General features: G+C 43.9%; 15 protein-coding genes. 1 reads left to right on the forward strand and 14 read right to left on the reverse strand.

From position 1 onward, the window contains the following. Positions 1 to 9: 9 nt before the first annotated feature. From ASL11_RS12355 to ASL11_RS12415, 13 genes are all read right to left on the reverse strand, one after another. Complete coding sequence (locus ASL11_RS12355; protein ID WP_056614149.1) at positions 10 to 549, reverse strand: PilW family protein; 540 nt, start codon at positions 547 to 549, stop codon at positions 10 to 12. 6 nt (positions 550 to 555) lie between these two features. After that, positions 556 to 1,086: a type IV pilus modification PilV family protein gene (locus tag ASL11_RS12360; RefSeq protein WP_056614151.1), complete on the reverse strand. Its 531-nt coding sequence runs from the start codon at positions 1,084 to 1,086 to the stop codon at positions 556 to 558. 36 nt (positions 1,087 to 1,122) lie between these two features. Further along, positions 1,123 to 3,507 carry a vWA domain-containing protein gene (locus ASL11_RS12365; RefSeq protein WP_056614154.1) on the reverse strand — a complete coding sequence of 795 codons (2,385 nt, stop codon included), beginning with the start codon at positions 3,505 to 3,507 and terminating at the stop codon, positions 1,123 to 1,125. A 16-nt stretch (positions 3,508 to 3,523) separates the two neighbouring features. Beyond that, positions 3,524 to 4,723, reverse strand: a complete 1,200-nt coding sequence (locus ASL11_RS12370; RefSeq protein ID WP_056614157.1) for an S-layer homology domain-containing protein — start codon at positions 4,721 to 4,723, stop codon at positions 3,524 to 3,526. Continuing rightward, positions 4,724 to 5,794: a type IV pilus twitching motility protein PilT gene (locus tag ASL11_RS12375; RefSeq protein ID WP_082595411.1), complete on the reverse strand. Its 1,071-nt coding sequence runs from the start codon at positions 5,792 to 5,794 to the stop codon at positions 4,724 to 4,726. It lies immediately after the preceding gene. A 30-nt stretch (positions 5,795 to 5,824) separates the two neighbouring features. Then, positions 5,825 to 6,544 carry a hypothetical protein gene (locus ASL11_RS12380; RefSeq protein WP_056614160.1) on the reverse strand — a complete coding sequence of 240 codons (720 nt, stop codon included), beginning with the start codon at positions 6,542 to 6,544 and terminating at the stop codon, positions 5,825 to 5,827. 8 nt (positions 6,545 to 6,552) lie between these two features. Continuing rightward, positions 6,553 to 7,218, reverse strand: a complete 666-nt coding sequence (locus tag ASL11_RS12385) for a PilN domain-containing protein (protein ID WP_157256917.1) — start codon at positions 7,216 to 7,218, stop codon at positions 6,553 to 6,555. Next, positions 7,170 to 8,168, reverse strand: a complete 999-nt coding sequence (gene pilM, locus ASL11_RS12390; protein WP_056614170.1) for a type IV pilus biogenesis protein PilM — start codon at positions 8,166 to 8,168, stop codon at positions 7,170 to 7,172. The genes ASL11_RS12385 and pilM overlap by 49 nt, the downstream gene beginning before the upstream one ends. A 73-nt stretch (positions 8,169 to 8,241) precedes the next feature. Further along, positions 8,242 to 8,940: a prepilin-type N-terminal cleavage/methylation domain-containing protein gene (locus ASL11_RS12395; protein ID WP_056614173.1), complete on the reverse strand. Its 699-nt coding sequence runs from the start codon at positions 8,938 to 8,940 to the stop codon at positions 8,242 to 8,244. Positions 8,941 to 8,975: 35 nt separating this feature from the next. Beyond that, the gene (locus tag ASL11_RS12400) at positions 8,976 to 10,205 is read right to left on the reverse strand and encodes a type II secretion system F family protein (RefSeq protein ID WP_056614176.1); all 1,230 of its coding nucleotides are present in this window, start codon (positions 10,203 to 10,205) and stop codon (positions 8,976 to 8,978) included. Positions 10,206 to 10,229: 24 nt separating this feature from the next. After that, on the reverse strand, positions 10,230 to 11,960 hold the full coding sequence (locus tag ASL11_RS12405; RefSeq protein ID WP_056614179.1) for a GspE/PulE family protein: 1,731 nt from the start codon (positions 11,958 to 11,960) through the stop codon (positions 10,230 to 10,232). Between the two features lie 63 nt (positions 11,961 to 12,023). Continuing rightward, positions 12,024 to 13,040: a VanW family protein gene (locus tag ASL11_RS12410; protein WP_056614182.1), complete on the reverse strand. Its 1,017-nt coding sequence runs from the start codon at positions 13,038 to 13,040 to the stop codon at positions 12,024 to 12,026. A 621-nt stretch (positions 13,041 to 13,661) separates the two neighbouring features. After that, the gene (locus ASL11_RS12415; RefSeq protein ID WP_056614185.1) at positions 13,662 to 14,507 is read right to left on the reverse strand and encodes a LuxR C-terminal-related transcriptional regulator; all 846 of its coding nucleotides are present in this window, start codon (positions 14,505 to 14,507) and stop codon (positions 13,662 to 13,664) included. 557 nt (positions 14,508 to 15,064) lie between these two features. Here ASL11_RS12415 and ASL11_RS12420 point away from each other — a divergent pair. Then, positions 15,065 to 15,556, forward strand: a complete 492-nt coding sequence (locus tag ASL11_RS12420; RefSeq protein ID WP_056614189.1) for a cysteine dioxygenase — start codon at positions 15,065 to 15,067, stop codon at positions 15,554 to 15,556. Positions 15,557 to 15,618: 62 nt separating this feature from the next. Here ASL11_RS12420 and ASL11_RS12425 read toward each other — a convergent pair whose 3' ends face one another. After that, entirely contained in the window at positions 15,619 to 17,001 is a 1,383-nt protein-coding gene (locus ASL11_RS12425) for a glycine--tRNA ligase (RefSeq protein WP_056614192.1), read from the reverse strand. Between the last annotated feature and the right edge of the window lie 219 nt (positions 17,002 to 17,220).

The raw sequence follows: 17,220 nt of genomic DNA on the forward strand, positions 1-17,220 counted from the left end.
CCGTTACATTTATTCATTACGGAATAGTGGGATTTGTGAATTAATGACCAACTTCGGGTTGTCTGCTAACTTAAACTGATTCGCATTAATTCTGGCATACTCAAGCGTTACTTGAACACGGTCATGATTTTGACTCGCTTCACTTAAGCTGCCTTCTTGAATGGTAAAATTGCTTCCTAATTGGAAAACACGTTTAACAACATTCGTCCCAGCTTCCCTAATTTCGATTTTCCCTCCGCCAGTTGGATTCGGTATGACTTCCATTTCATAGAGATCAATATAAATGTTCGGGTCATCATTCTTTTTCGCATAACGAATGATCTTCTTATCCGTCCCTTCATCTTGAACGTAGATCGCTTCTTTCAACTCCGAAATAATCTGACTGTATAACCCGTCTCCTTGATTACGCATCTGGGTTTCCATCGTGACTCGTTTATACATCGACACGCCCATTAGCATAAAAGAGTACAGGATGGAGGCTACCATGCCAACGATCAGCAAGGCAGCCAGAAGTTCAATCATGGACATCCCTTTCTCATTGCGCTGCATCTGGCGCTACCACCTTTTGATAAGATACGTATCGAGTGTCGTTGATGATTTCGCTGAAGGTGCATCGAGAGAATCTTCGTTCGACCAATACACAGTAACGAACATTTGAGCCAAATAGTCATCTGAATCATTACGAAACGGATCCGCAGCCTCCCAGCGAGCGTAGCTCTTCTCAAGTTCAACCAAATACCGATACGTTGTACCATTGATTTCCGTTGAGTCCAATTTACCTTTCATTAACTCCGATCCATTACTCGATAAGTCACCAGAAAATTTGGGGCTGCTTGTCAGCTGCGAAACAATGGCGTCTTTATAGCCATTCTTGAAGTAATCACGCAGCTCAGCTGCTTTCAATCGAGCTAAGTTGGCACCGATAATTTTGCGGCTCTCTTGCGCGGATTTATCAACAGCTGAGGTGAAATAACCCATCAACGTGACACTGATAATCGACATAATCGTCACAGCAATCAAGATTTCCACGAGTGACATACCGTCTTCATTTGGCTGGGCTTGCTTCCGACGTTCATTGCGGCGCACCGTAAGTCCTCCTCACTACCTCACCGATTTGCCAGTCTAGTTGTTATTTTGCTCTGTATCGAATTTAACGATCAGTGGTTGTTGAACGATTTCGACATTCGAACTGTCAACTAATTTTAAGAAGACATAATACGTTCCGGATGTCGTGTTCGTTTTGGTTGTCACTGTTAAGCGCTTCGATGCCAATGGCTTCCATTCACTTGCTTCCGGTGTCGCTGACGATTGTTTAATCACGTAATACATATTTTTCAACGTGAAGCCGTGCTCTACGTGACTACCGAAAGTTCGATCAGATACTGGATACTTCTCATCCACCACAGCAACACTTACTGGTTTATCCGAAATATCTCCTGCGTTATAATTCATGCCTTTAAGCGTAGCCGACAAACCTGGGTTAATCACGAAATATTCCGGGGTTTGCGCTGTTGAAGTTGTACCTCCCACGGACGTCGCTTCAAACTGAATTTGATGCCAGCCTTGGCGATTCTCTATCGTATCAAAACCGGTCACATCGCTTAATCGAAATGCGTATGTATTGCCATTCTTCGTCATTTTGGTTGAGTTAGAAGAAATAGATCGTGATTTGTTGTCAAACCAGACTGTCACATTGGTTACAGGACTTAAATCATCGGTTGCCGTAATATAAATGAGCGCATCATTCGTCGGCTTAGTGATATCGATATCGTTACTCCAGCTAATCAATGGTCCTGAACTATCCAAGGACACATTACCAGTCGCTACAGCTCCACCAATTGGATTAGAAGCACTGCCACTTATCGCATTCGTAATCGCACGCGCTTTGAAATTCACGCCATTGCCATCAGGGATAACCACACCATCTGTTGTTTGTGATTGCCAACTGCCGTTATCAAGAGAGATCTGATACCCCGCAAGATAAGCTCCTCGGAAGTCATCATTGGCATAAACGGTCGTGCTCGGCAATTGTGATGTAGAGCCTGACACGGAGCGAAGTTTCCCTGGACCCTTATGCCAACCATTTGCATTAATTGGCTTGCCATTCCCATCAAGAAGTTCATAAGTTCCCGGTGCGGTTGGTTTCAAATCAAATTGTTCTGTTGTACCATCCTTGTAAGTAACCCGAACAATAGAATGGACGTCTGAATCTATGAAATGAATATCGGAGATAGCTACTGTCTTGTTCGCAATCGTCCATTGCTTTTGTTTATCACTAGCTCGCAACCGTTGGAGCTCTCCTTGACCATTCCCGATATACACATTCCCATATCTATCAACCACACGAATACTTACGGATAGCTGCGTGCCAAAATTAATATTGAACTGTCGATTGGCATTACATGCATCCTTATAGGTGACCTTTGCATCTTGCAGTGGATAGTCACCTGCTGCTGTATCAGGTATTAATTTAATGGAGAGATCAATCTTATCTTGGTCAAAAGGGAAATTAATGTCTCCTACATTGATCACAACTTCGTGGGTTGCAGCCTCATACTTGACGTTCGAAGCATTCTCATTTGGTGCTAAGATGAACCCTGCTGGGATGGGTTGACGAAGCGTCACCGTTTTGAGTTGAGCTGGTGCTTCATTGGTTTTGGCAATGTTATCAAAAATCGTGGAAAGTTGGCTGACTGAACTCGCTTCATAAGCTTTCCCCCCTGTCTTCGTTGCAATATATTGCAACAAATCTAGGTCAATTTCATCAGAACCAGCGGTAGCCAGAGCAATCGTATATACTTTGATCCCAAGACCTGCAAGGACATCAGCATCGGCCTTCGCAGCATTCGCAGCACTGGTTTCACCGCTTTTCTGCTTATTGCCATCGTTCTCATCCGTCCATACGGTTGCTTTACCATCCGTGAGCAAAATAATTTGTTTCACAGGTTTCGTTCCACTCGCCGTTAACATCGTCTTCGCCTTGGCTAAGCCATCATCAATATTCGTAGAACCATCAGCATCTAATAGATTAATTGCGGTTTGAACTTGAGCATAATCCGTTGTCAAATCAAGTACTTTAGATGCCCCAGAACTAAATTTTATGAGTCCCAGACGGTCGCTATTGTTTACCGACTGAAGTTTACTTGTCAACGTAGCAGAGGCAGTTTTTAAAATTTCCAACCGAATAGGTGTTCTGCTATCATTCTTGTTCATATGGTAATCCATACTTCCAGATACGTCTGCTACAAAAGCAATATCAATCGCATCCCGCGTTTGTGTTACGGTATGCGTGCCATTCGGGTCCAATGTGTAATTAATCGTGACCAATTGATTACGTTCAACACTTGTTACTGGAACATTTCCTACTCCGTTTATAGCTAAGCAACCATTATCGACCTCAGTCCCATAAACGGTATTCGTTCCAACGAAGACAGGGAGCATAGTCGTGAGCAACATTCCGGTCAACATGATTGCACTTTTCTTTTTCGCTTTTTGAAACCAATGCATAGTTACGAACTCCTTTCTACACCAAATGAATGATTCTCGAGATGACCTTGAAAGCTTCAGCACGAGTGAGTGACCCTTGTGGTCTGAACGAACCATCTTCATAACCGCCGACAATGCCTGCATGTATCACATTCTGAAGAGATGCTTTATTACCGTCTGTTAAACTTCCGATATCCGTGAATTCACCAGTGCCCGCTCCACCCTTAACGGCATACTTTTGTAAAATGCGATCAACGAGACCCACCATTTCAATACGCGTAATTGGTAAATCTGGAGAAAAGTTTACATCTACAGGTTTCAAATCCAGCAAACCCATAGTTTGCGCAGAAGCAACCATGCTGGTTGACCAATGTTTCCCCATATCCTCGTAACCTTTGACAGGAGTTTGAACAGGCTCAATCCCTAATGCTTTAACAACAAGTGTTACAAACTCTGCTTTTGAAAGCGTACGATTCGGACGTATTGTGTGATCTTCATAGCCATCGATAATCGATTTCTGCATAAGATCAAGAATGTCATCCTTTGCCCAGTGCGTTAATGCATCGCTTGGAACCGCGCTTACGGACGTTTGTTTCCATGTGCGCAGCGTTGGCACGGCATCTGGCATATCTGGCAAATTCTTTACTGAGCCAAGTGTCGGTGCAACGGCACGATCAGGATTCTGAAAAACGATACCATATACGTTGATTAAGCCATTCGATGTTACCTTTGTACTGCCATCTCGAACTACCTCTGCATCCGTAGGGATGTTCGCCCAAGGCACTTTACCTAGGTAGGCTTTGACACGATAGGACTCTTGGGAGGCGCTTTCAAAGTACGAACGTGTCGTCTCTTCGACGTCAGTGGCATGGAAATCAAGTTTTCCTGACACTTCTACTCCAATTTCATCCCAGAACACGAGCAAATCATTGAAATCACGTGCGATTGCTCCTGTCCATATTTTCACATGTGCGCCAGAAGCATCTACGCTAGTAACAACTGCATAAGGTTCTTTGGAAATAATCATGCCGACCTGCCAACCTGCTGGTGAAAGCTTCATGTTTTCGTACTGTTGACTACGCGCTTCATTATCGAGCCCTTTTAATACGGCGAATGGTTTGCTTGCTTGCACACTAACTGCTGAATTGACTGCAGCTTCACTCGCTAGAACGGTTGTTGGTGACAGAATGGATAAGACAAGAAGAGCAGTAACGAGTGCATGTTTATTGGTTTTCATTTAATCTTCTCCTAAGGTCATTTCATATTCTTTGATCGCGTCCCGATGGATAATGCCTTCTTCCACTAATTGCTTCAAGCTGGAAACCATCGTTTGCATACCGATTTGTCGATTCGTTTGAATGACCGATTTGATTTGATATATCTTCTCTTGCCGAATTAAATTGGCTACAGCGGGTGTATTGATTAATATTTCCAGCGCCATGGCTCTTCCTCGTCCATCCATACGGGGTACTAATCGTTGGGATAAAACACTAATGAGTACGGATGCTAGCTGAACGCGTATTTGTCTTTGTTGCTCTGTTGGAAAAACATCGATAATCCGATCGACGGTCTGAGGAGCATCTGGGGTATGAAGTGTCGCGAGGACAAGGTGACCTGTTTCTGCCGCCGTAATGGCTGTCTTAATCGTTTCCAAATCCCGCATTTCACCAACTAGAATGACATCGGGATCTTGACGAAGTGCAGCACGCAAACCATTGGAGAACGTTAAGGTATCAATACCAATCTCACGTTGTGCCACCAGACAATTTTTACTCGGATGAATATACTCAATTGGATCTTCTAAGGTAATAATGTGTTTCTTCTGAGTTTCATTAATGAAATCGATGATGGAAGCAAGCGTAGTCGACTTACCGCTACCTGTAGGACCTGTTACTAGAACCAGACCTTGATGCTTGTGTGCAAATTCCTGAACCAAATCAGGCAAATTTAAGCTAAAAAGGGAGGGCACTGTCGTCGACAAGACACGAAACACCATGTTAATATGTCGTTTTTGCTTAAATACATTGCCCCGATAACGAGAAAGACCTGGCAGCTCGAACGAAAAGTCAACTTCCCCCTTTTTAGACAATGTTTCATATTGCTCCTTCGTTAAAATTTCTTTCGCCATGCGATGTGTATCTTCAGGAGAAAGAACGGAATCAACCACCTTCATCAACTTCCCATGTAGCCGCATAAGAGGTTCTGTCGTTGCATTAATGTGCAAGTCAGAAGCCTTCGATTCGTAAGAAACACGCAGCAAATCTTTCAATGATAAGGTATCGGATGTCGTTGGCGAACTCATACTCATCGTGTTTCCTCCCGTATGTACATGGTTTTATTAATAAACCGGGTTCGTCTTTCCAGCAGGCTTCGTATAAGGAACAGTAAGCGGATTCTTGAAAAATTTCTGTAAACCAGGTGCATAATACGATACTAAGGAGACATTGACCGTTATTTCTCTTTTCAGAGCATTCAGCTTCACAGGCGCTCCGCTTTTCACAGCAAAAGTCAACTTATCCACCTGCATCAAACGATTCGTCGTTTGCAATTCGTCTAGAAAGCGGTGGATCTGCGCGTAATCCCCTTTAGCTGTTGTGTTGAGCTTAATTGGAATGGCGAGTGATAAAGATGTTTGTGCAGCAGGAGCTGTCGCCGAACTTGCATTTGTTGGTGACGTACTGCTTGGTGGCGTACTTGCAGGTGCTTTGATTGTCATTTCTGCTACCTTGCCAATTTCAAAATTATAGCTAGCTACCGGCATCTTCGTGATCACCTCTAACATCCGAACCTCGCGAATTAGGCCTTCTACATCTGGTGATTCAGGAACGCGGACACGTGTTTTGGAAAGGCTCACTTGCTCTGCAGCACCAACTGCACCACCGCCAGCAGTACGTTTATTCAAAGCATCTAATTCTTGTTTTTTCTGTATCAGAAGACTTTCTTTCATTTCTTTTTCATTTTGTAACGGTGAAATGAAATTGATATACACCATCACCATCGCCAATGTCAGGATGAACGCTACGATGATTTGATTTCTTTTACTACTGAGCATGCTCATACGTTCGATCAACCTTTCTTGTTGGCATCGGGCTTGTATTGCAGCTCGAAAGTCGCTTGAATAACAGGCATTGGCAGATCGTTAACTACAGCTGCGTTTTTATCTTCTTGCGTCGATACCACTTTGTTCATCCCACTGGTAGAAATTAATGTAAATGAGCTTGAGGCTTTCGTCGCTTGCATGAATGTAATAATATCTTCGCTGGAAGCAAAATTACCTGTCACTTTGACCTTATTACCATCCCCGAAAGAAAGAGCGGTTAGATTTGATGCAAGTGGCATTAAGGCAGAAAGATTATCCAGGACATCTGTTGCTAATGGCTTACTTGCGATGAGCTGTTTCGGCAAAGCAACGAAATCGGCAACTGCCCCTGCCGTAGGGGATCCTGCAAGCTTAGATTGGCTTTCTTTAATTTGAAGGTTCACTTGCTCCAATGCTTTATTCGTGTTCTTAATTTCTGACTTAGCGCTCGTATACATCCATCCCATACCACCGACTAGCAACACGATTGCTGTCATAAAGACATAACGGAGAATGGGATTCGTTCCTGCTTGTTCTTCTTGCCGCATTTGCAGCAAGTTAATTTCGATGGATTGTAGCTTCTGCACGCCTGCACTCATCGTCTCTAAGCCCCTTTCATCGCCAGTCCAACTGGAACCGCGTAAGCTTGACATGTGGTGTCTTCATCTTTCAGAATGGCAGGCAATGGAAACGATGTAATCTCACCTGTGAATGCACTTTCTAGATGCTCTGGAAGTGCCGTGATCCATTCATGATCGCCTACCAAATAAACGAGCTCGACATGCTTCTGATCGTTGGACACGGTGTATTGGAAATAATTCAAAACACGACCAAGCTCCATAGATAGATTACGTGCATATGCTGCAAGCTGATCCGTGCCTGTGTCTAGGAAGAAACTCGTATTAATTTGTATTGATCGGAAAAAGACAGGTATGCCATCTACGAATATGCTGACATCCGCATGATCTGGCTCGACATGCAGCAGCATAAATCGTTCCTTCATCGCGGAGCCAGTTAATTTGGTATGACGTACCAACATACGATGAAGAGCCAGTGGTGCCAAATCAACGGCTACTGGCACTAACCCTGATTGCTTGACGACATGAGCATAGCTTTCGACCACCTCGCCAGGTGTCGCAAAGATGAGAACTTCTTCTTGTGGCGAAGACTTGGAGGATTTCACTACACCTTCCGAAGAAGCTGCGGCTTCATCTTTCGGAGCTCCTAGTCGAACAAAATCAAACACCGGATTCTTGAAAGGCAATTGCTGTCCGCCATGTAATTCAACGTCAATCATGTTACGTAACGCTTTATCTTTTAAGGCCGAAAAAACGGATTTACGGAGTACCACATTGGATAGTGGCACCGTCACATTGATATGTGCACCTTGCAACCCAATTTGCTTGACTAGGGTCGAAATGCGCGCAATGACCGAATCTTCGTCCACGAATTTTCCGTGTTTAATACTGCCTCTATCCAGCGCAATCGAATGACGCTGTGTCAGGGTAACCTGTCCATTCACATTCATAATTTCAACCAGCTTCGCTTCTGTATCCGAAATTTGCATGCCGTATGTATACTTGCTCGTTTTCTTTGCGAACATTGCGGTGACTCCTCTCGGTTATGCATAAGGGATAAGGGGCGCGCCGCTAGGCGGCGCGCTTGGGGGCATTGAATTATGGAGTAGTAGGTGCAGTTGGTGTACCGTCTTCTACTACGTATCCTGGAAGCTCAATAGTGGATTCTAACGTGTTGTTCATATACGTTTGTGCGCCAGTACCAGCACCCATTAATGTTACTTGATATACGAAGTTGCCAGTTGCATCTTTGGAAACTGTTACGTGTGAAGCTGAGCTATCACCAGCACCTCGAGGTGTAGTTGCAGTTGCAGCTGTTGCAGCTGTTCCAGCACCATACGTGTTAGGTTTGTTAGAAGGATCTTTCGGGATCGTTTCCAAATATCCACTTGTATTCAAATCTGTTAAAGATAATACAAAGGTTGTTGTTGCAGTACCTGCCAACGTAACTCCTTCATTGGCTACATAAAGTCGTGCAGCATCAATTGCCATGTGAGCGTTCGAACGATGTGCGTTAATTCTTGTTTTCTCTAGAATCGAACCGATTGAAGGAATAGCGATAGCTGCAATAATCGCGATAATTACGATAACAGCTAGCAACTCGATGAGCGTCAAGCCTTTCTCATTTTTCATTACCTCGCGGAAAGACATTTTAGGAGCTTTAAATCCTTCTTTTTGATTGTTTTCCAATGCCAATGCGTTCATTTCATTCCCACCTCTAGGTTTATTTTGGTTATGTACTTGTCCTTGCCAATCTGGTAGTGCGTTATGTTGTACTGCTAGTAAAGCCGCCGACATGTTTGTCTATCACCTCCTTTCAAGCCGGTCGGTAATTATCCTAAGAAATTGTCGTACATTTTGAACATTGGACTCATGATCGCCGCCACAATCACGCCAACAATACTAGAGATAAACAGCAGCATCAGAGGTTCGATCACCGCCTTCAATCGATCTACACTCTGATCGACATCCGCTTCGAAGAAATCTGCAATCTTTGCTAGCATATTATCGACTTGCCCTGTTTCCTCTCCGATAATTAGCATTTGCACGACCATTTTTGGGAAAATGCCACTTTTCTGAATCGGTTCCGAAAGCATTTTACCTTGCTGCAAGCTATCCTTGGCATCTCGAAGCACCTTGGCTATTACCCGATTGCCAACAACTTTCGCAGTTACATCCAGTGCCTGCAAGACAGGCACCGCACTCACGAATAGGGAGGACATCGTACGCGTCATTCGGGCAACCGCAGCTTTTTTGAGAATAAGGCCAAAGACTGGAATCTTAAACTTGATCGTATCGATCCAGTACTTCCCTTCTTCACTCGAAGCAAAGCTCCGATATAAAACCATGATGCCAATTACGCCAGCCAAGAACATCCACCAATAATGGACGATCGCATCACTTGAGCTCATAACAAACCTGGTAATCAGCGGCAACTCCGAGCCTTGCTCTAGAAACATATCCGCAAAGGTTGGGACAATTTTCAAGAGGAGGAAGATAACGACGACGATGGCGATGACCAGAACTACGATTGGGTAAGTCATTGCTGACTTGACCTTCTGAACCGTTTTATGCTCTTTCTCATAATGTTCGGCCATTCGCTCAAGGACTTCGTCCAAGTTACCGCCGGTTTCACCCGAAGCCATCATATTGACGAACATATCGGGAAATACTTTAGGATGTTCGCCCATCCCTTTCGATAAGGGGTGCCCGCTTCTGATTTGCTCCGAGATATCCCCCAAAGCAGCTTTCAAATATTTGGAGGTGGATTGATCTTCAAGAATCGAAACGGCTTGGTCAATTTGAATCCCGGCTCGAATCAACGTAGCGAATTGCCGACAGAAGATAACGAAATCTTCTAGCTTGACTGCCCTTCCGATATGAATCTCCAGATCCATCGTTGTTTTCCGCTGCTCTTGGATACTCCGAATGGTTATCCCGCGTCCTCGCAACTCCGTAATCGCCAGCTGTTTGTTCTGTGCTTTCACCATCCCTTTCAGCTTCTTACCGCTTTCATTGACGGCTTCATACGTAAAGTTCGCCAAGTTATTGTTCACCCCCATTCATAGCCTTCTTCAGTTCAACTGCTATTCGTCTGCCACAGCTTTCAACACTTCTTCAATTGTGGTATGACCTTGGCGAATCTTGAGCAAGCCATCGTAGAGCATATTTTTAAAACCATTCTTCATCAAATGCTGCTCCAACTCACTAACTGGTCGATTTTGGACGATTAGGCTGCGCAGCGGTTCATCGACGACTAACAACTCATGCACGGCAATACGACCTCTGTAGCCTGTCTTATTGCATGTTCCACAACCTTTGCCTCTTGTTACCATGATCGGTTTATCCGTGGCTCTCGCTGAAGTCATAGGAACAACGACACCTGTTCCAGTTCCCGCCAGTTGTTGTTCTGTACCGGTTAGCAGACCATGCGTTTCCAGCAGCTTCACTTCATCCTCTCTGGCAGGTACCTGGGCAGCACATTCACGACATACTCGTCGTACTAGGCGCTGAGCCACGATACAGGAGAGCGAGGAAGCGATGAGATAGGAATCAATTCCCATATCGACAAGTCGACTAATCGTACTGACGGCACTGTTCGTATGGATGGTGCTTAACACTAAGTGCCCCGTTAGGGAAGCACGTACGGCAATTTCTGCTGTTTCTGCATCCCGGACCTCCCCGACCATAACAATGTTCGGATCTTGTCGTAGGATGGATCGTAAGCCAGAAGCGAAAGTTAGACCAATCTGAGAGTTAACTTGTACTTGCGTTACCCCATTCATCCGATACTCGACTGGATCCTCAACCGTAATGATTTTGACATCATCGCCATTTAATTGTCCCAGTGCTGAATAGAGAGTTGATGTTTTCCCGCTTCCTGTAGGTCCCGATATCAGCATAATCCCATTCGGTTTCTGAATCATTTTGTCGAATTTCACCAAATTCGCATCACTTAGCCCCAATTCGGCAATTTTTTTAACCCCTGCCGATTGATCTAAGATCCGAAGAACGATACTTTCACCATGAACTGTCGGCAATGTCGAAACTCGTATATCAATTCGGCGGTTATCCACCTGCATCTGGATTCGACCATCCTGAGGTAGTCGTCTTTCCGCGATGTTCAACTTTGCAATGATTTTTAACCTTGCAGTCAACACGCCCTGCATATGCTTCGGCAGCGCTTTCTCCGTTCGAAGCACACCATCGATTCGGTACTTCACGATCAGCTGTTTCTCCTGAGGATCAACATGAATATCGGACGCCCTCTGCTGCACAGCGGATTGAATGATTTGATTGACCAGCTTTACGATCGGTGATCCTTGATCATTCGCTTCGGATTCCTCATCTTTGATCTCGATTTTATCTAAGTCGACCATCAGTTCATCAACTGATTCTTTCATGCCATAATTTTTCGTAATGGCTTGCTCGACTTCAGAACGAATGGCTATCACTGGCTGCACACTCATGTTCGTCGCCATTCGTATTTCTTCAATGGCTCCATAATTCAACGGATCAACCATGGCAACTTTGATTTTGCCATTCTTACGTTCAATTGGGATCACACAGTGCTTGCGAGCAAGCGTTTCTGGGATAAGCTGAACGGTTTGCATATCGAGTTGTGTCTCAAACATATTAACAACCGGAAACCCTAACTGAAATTCCAGCACTTCAACCAGTTGTCTTTCCGTAATCAACCCTTTATCGATAAGAATCTCACCGATTTTCTTCCTCGTGTGCACTTGCTGCTTCAGCCCTTGTTCAAGCTGATCCTCTGTGATGAGTCCGTTCATTACAAATAATTCACCTATGCGCATTGGGGGGTCCTCCCTTCTGTTAATAGAGTACGTGACGGATCTGTGCAACCTAATAAAAGTGATTTAAGGTGATTTAAGCTCTTCCGCTGTTGGCGCCTTCGCGATGATAATGGGATGCGGTGCGTAGTAATCTTTATATATCAACTCGTTCTTGCCATCATTCTTCTCATCCGCGAACACCTTGACTAGAAGTCCTGATTGACCTTCACTACGTTTATCACCTTGACCAGCCAGTGTAAAATCCGTGAGTACAATGCTCTCTGGTGTGAATACTTCTTTACTAACCGTAATTTTCGGAGCTTTCCAATCCGCTTTCGGTTTCCCATTGAACGTAACGACAGGTGTTTCCCCGTTGTATATCACGCCAACTGTAATGGGTACGCCGATTGAATTATAGAAGGTTAAATCTTTCAGCTCGCTTTGAAAATTAACATCAAATCCAGCAGCTGCATAAGCGGGATTATCTAGATGTGGATAGCGTTCACCAACTTGCATGCCAGCACGCAGAGCAGCTTCATACAACAGGGATGCCACATGCGATAACTCATCTGCCTTCATTTCAGGTACTTTACTTTTACTGACCTCGGTCAACCAAGCTTGAAAGGAGAATAGCTTCCCTGACTCAATCTTGATCTGTCCCGCCTGCTCTAGCCATGATTTCACATTCGCATTTACAGCAACAATACTCTGCGCTTGTGAAATGACTTGCAGACCCGATGTTAACGTCTTATCTGGTGATGTTGTTGCTGCTGTACTTATAGGCGTACTAGCAGGTACAACTGTTGGCGATGCTGTGGCCGTAGTCGTTGGCGTTGATACCGGTTTGACCGATGGCTTCGCACTTTCTTTGTCCATGCCAGCTGCAAGCGCTGTTCCTTTCGTTGAAGCATGATCCGTGTCTTTCCAGAACATCAAGCTTTCTAGTTTGTGCTCTGAATTCCACTCAATGAACCCTGCCGCCGATAATCCATATACACTCCCAGAACCGACGACGCCTAGAAGAAGAATCCATTTAATAGGCTGCAGGATCAAGGCCCTTCTTCTTTGTCTCATAGCCAACCGTCCCTCAAAGCTCGACATTTTCCCTCCCGTTTCGGTGGGATGCCTCAAATATAGACGGTAATTTCTGTAGAGCAAATCATACATATTTATTAATTCAAATGACCTAATGCATGAACTATAATTCTTAAGCCACGTTAGCCATTTAGACGCTATTTCATAGGGAATTCAATCTAGGTGGGGGCAGGTGCAGGGGGCCGAAGTCGGGATTTCGCTATAAAAGTCGTACTTAGGAAGCGGTTTCATATAGTTCTTTTGAAATGTACGCGTACCCTATTAATTCCATTGCTTTTATATACCACTTGCATATGTATAAGATCGAACGCGCTTTTTCAGCAAATTCCTCAAAAAATGGGTCTTCCTCGTATATGTAAATTTTAACCATGCCAAAGCATGTAAGGGATTTCCAAGGTATTCATTCATAAAAAACCCGAACTACTCGGGCAGTTACTTGCTTTTCGCTCCTGACCCTTCTTGAAAATTCAAATCCTAAAGACGTTGAACACACAAAAAAAGCCCCGATCCCCACAAACATCGTGAAAGATCGAAGCTTTTTTCTACAATTTGAACCATTTCTCAACGTAATACGTCAATATGTATAAATCCTATGTAATGCATATGTATGACTTCTTGCTTTCAACCTTAAATAGCGCCAAGTACACTCAAAATTAATGATGCTTTGGAATTGACTTTCAACTTGCGATTGATTTTCGTTACATAGACACGGACCGTATTCTCGCTGATCCCCAAGACTTTGCCGATTTGCTTATAATCGTAGTCGAGCAACCAATACGTCGCGACTTCTTTTTCACGCAGCGTTAGTTTGAAAGCTTTCAAGCGTTCTTCCAGCATCTCTTCAACGAACCATGTTTTACTTTGTAATTCGGTCTTTCTCAACTCGTATTCAAGCAGAAGTGCAATTGATTTGATACACGGATACATAAAAGGTGCTGAAATATACTGAAAAGCAGTCAAAACTAAGTAACCGATGATCTGATTATCCGCAGTTTGAATCGGAACGCACATCGTCACCCAGTTATGCATCGTATCCAGATAATGATCCTCACCACTAATCCAAACTGGACGCTGAAGATCAATCGCAGCCGAAACCGCATTGGTCCCTGCACTAGACAACGATAACGAAGATCCGATCCCGATGTTGTTCAAATTCGCAGCTTGCAAGATGGATCTTTCATCCCCATTAATCGTTAAAATGACCCCATGATTATCCGTTACCATCAATAAATTAGGAAAGTAGAAGGTGTTCGTCTTCAGATGTGCTTGCCGAAGGATGACATCCATGAGTCCTTGGTTTTTAGCTAGTAGCCGTTCCATCATTTTCCCTTGCACGCGAAACCTCACGCGCGTTGAATCTCTTTGAACGCCATTAAGAAATGATTTCTCATGTAGCTTGGCTATCTCCGCTTGAGAGATGCCGACTCTCTCTGTAAATTCATGCATTTGCGTCTCTTCAGCTAATCCTTTCATCAATTCCACTCCCTTTTCCTATGTAACCCCGAAATAAATAGCATCCATGCTGTGAGTAGAATTGAATTATTTGTCGTATGCCGTCGCCCCTATCTTCACAACCTTTACAAATTTATGTATTTTTCGCGCATGTGTCACTAACTATAAGGCTCAAATCGAATGCTTGAAATAGTGCAAAGGTAGTAATTCTAAGAAGATAGTATACTTGTACTACAAAAAGATAGCGTTTGCAGTTCTTCCATCAGGAATAAGGATTTCTGGCATGTGCCGTTCGTAGGATATATACGAAAAAAGTGTCCCCTTTCTAACATCGGAAGGTAACACTCTTAAACCTCGGCTATTCGTCTAGTTACACTTCTTTGGTTGTAACTTTCGATTTGACTCTCTTCATGAACCATCTTTGAAACATATCCCCGTCTGCAGACTGATTTCCGCTTTAAATTCTTACATTTAACCCTAACCTTTTGGAACACCAAGGCATATTATATAAACAAAACTTATCCATTCCCAAATTAATATTGATAAAGAGATAAGAATGCCTAGGAGGCGAGATGCCAATGACGCTCATCAGAGCAATTGAACAGACATTCTGTAAGTTGCATGCACCAACTCTGGAACAATTAAAAGAGGCACTTCAATCGATAGAGAGACATCTAATCTTCGTTCCAGATTTCAAAACCGAACCCAATCAACTACCCTATGGTAGAAATGTAGTGTTTAGCTCACCCGAACTGGAAGTTATCGTCATTCACATTCCAACTTCCCGCTCAACAGCCATCCATAACCATGGCTTGTCCATAGGCACGGCTTATTTGGTTTCAGGATCCTTAGTGAATTCAACCTTCTTATTAGATACAGAAGGCTATCCTGTTGCTCATAAGGATGACTTCATCCAAGCAGGGGAATACTTCACTGCGCCTGCTAATCAAATTCACCAGTTAAGCAATCCATTTCATGAACCGGCTATTTCTATCCATGTGTATACACCGCCGCTGCGTGAAGTTCGACGTTACTTACCTTACAGTGAAGTCTTAGATTATGTTATCTAAAAAAAAAACCCCTTGTAAGCTTACGTCATTTGACGTGCTCACAAGGGGTTTTCAAGTAACAATTAGAACTGTAGGGCATTCTCAATAAAGGCTTTTAGCTCCGAAATCGGCATACGCGTTTGAACCATTGTATCACGATCACGAACCGTCACTTGACCATCTGTCTCGGACTCGAAATCATATGTGATACAGAATGGCGTACCGATCTCATCATGACGACGGTAACGTTTACCAATGGATCCTGTATCATCGTAATCCACCATGAAATGCTTCGCAAGGTCTGCAAATACAGCTTGTGCACCTTCATTCAATTTCTTGGAAAGTGGGAAAATCGCTGCTTTCATAGGTGCCAACGCAGGGTGGAAGTGAAGAACTGTGCGGCTGTCGTCACCTTCCAATTTTTGCTCTTCAAACGCATCAATCAGAAGCGCCAAAGTAACACGGTCTGCTCCAAGGGACGGCTCGATACAATAAGGAACATAACGCTCATTCGTTTCTTGATCGATGTAGTTGAAATCTTCACCGGAATGCGCCATGTGCTGCTTCAAATCGTAGTCCGTACGATCCGCGATGCCCCAAAGCTCGCCCCAACCGAACGGGAATTTGTACTCGATATCCGTTGTCGCATTACTATAATGTGACAACTCATCGTCGTTATGATCACGAAGACGAAGGTTATCGGCTTTTGCACCTAGGGATAACAGCCAGTTATGGCAGAAGCTTCTCCAGTACTCGAACCATTTCAAGTCTTCACCTGGCTTGCAGAAGAACTCAAGCTCCATTTGTTCGAATTCACGCGTACGGAACGTAAAGTTACCTGGCGTGATTTCATTACGGAAACTTTTACCGATTTGACCGATACCAAATGGCAGCTTTTTACGCATTGTACGTTGTGCGTTTTTGAAGTTAACGAAGATCCCTTGTGCTGTTTCTGGACGAAGATAAACAACGTTTGAACTCGCTTCTGTTACACCTTGGAACGTTTTGAACATCAGGTTGAATTGACGAATATCTGTGAAATCTTTGCTTCCACAATCTGGACACACGATGTTGTGTTCCACGATCAATTTCATCATATCATCAAACGTCATACCGTCTACGATGATTTCGATATCCTTTTCAGCCAACTTGTTCTCGATCAATTTATCCGCACGGTGACGTGCTTTACAGCTTTTACAATCGATCATTGGATCGTTGAAGTTACCTACGTGACCGGATGCCACCCATGCTTGCGGGTTCATCAAGATTGCCGCATCTAATCCAACGTTATACGGGGATTCTTGAATGAATTTTTTCCACCATGCGCGTTTAATGTTGTTTTTCAATTCAACACCAAGCGGGCCGTAATCCCATGTATTAGCCAAACCGCCATAAATTTCTGAACCTGGGAAAACGAATCCTCTGTGCTTCGCTAATGCGACGACTTGCTCCATTGTTACACTCATTGTTCAATCGCTCCTTAAGCTTCTTATATGTGGGTCTTCGACCGTTGACAGCCGTTTGGATATGAGCAAACATCAAAAAAGCTCAACATCCAAAGGCATCAAATAATGCCTAGGGACGAGAGCTTTAGCACCCGCGGTTCCACCCTAGTTGATATACCTGATACAAGCATATATCCCCTTTATCGTATAGGCTCCGGATAGCCGTTTCCTTGACCTTCA

It is taken from the genome of Paenibacillus sp. Soil750 (assembly GCF_001428045.1).
Taxonomy (GTDB): domain Bacteria; phylum Bacillota; class Bacilli; order Paenibacillales; family NBRC-103111; genus Paenibacillus_E; species Paenibacillus_E allorhizoplanae.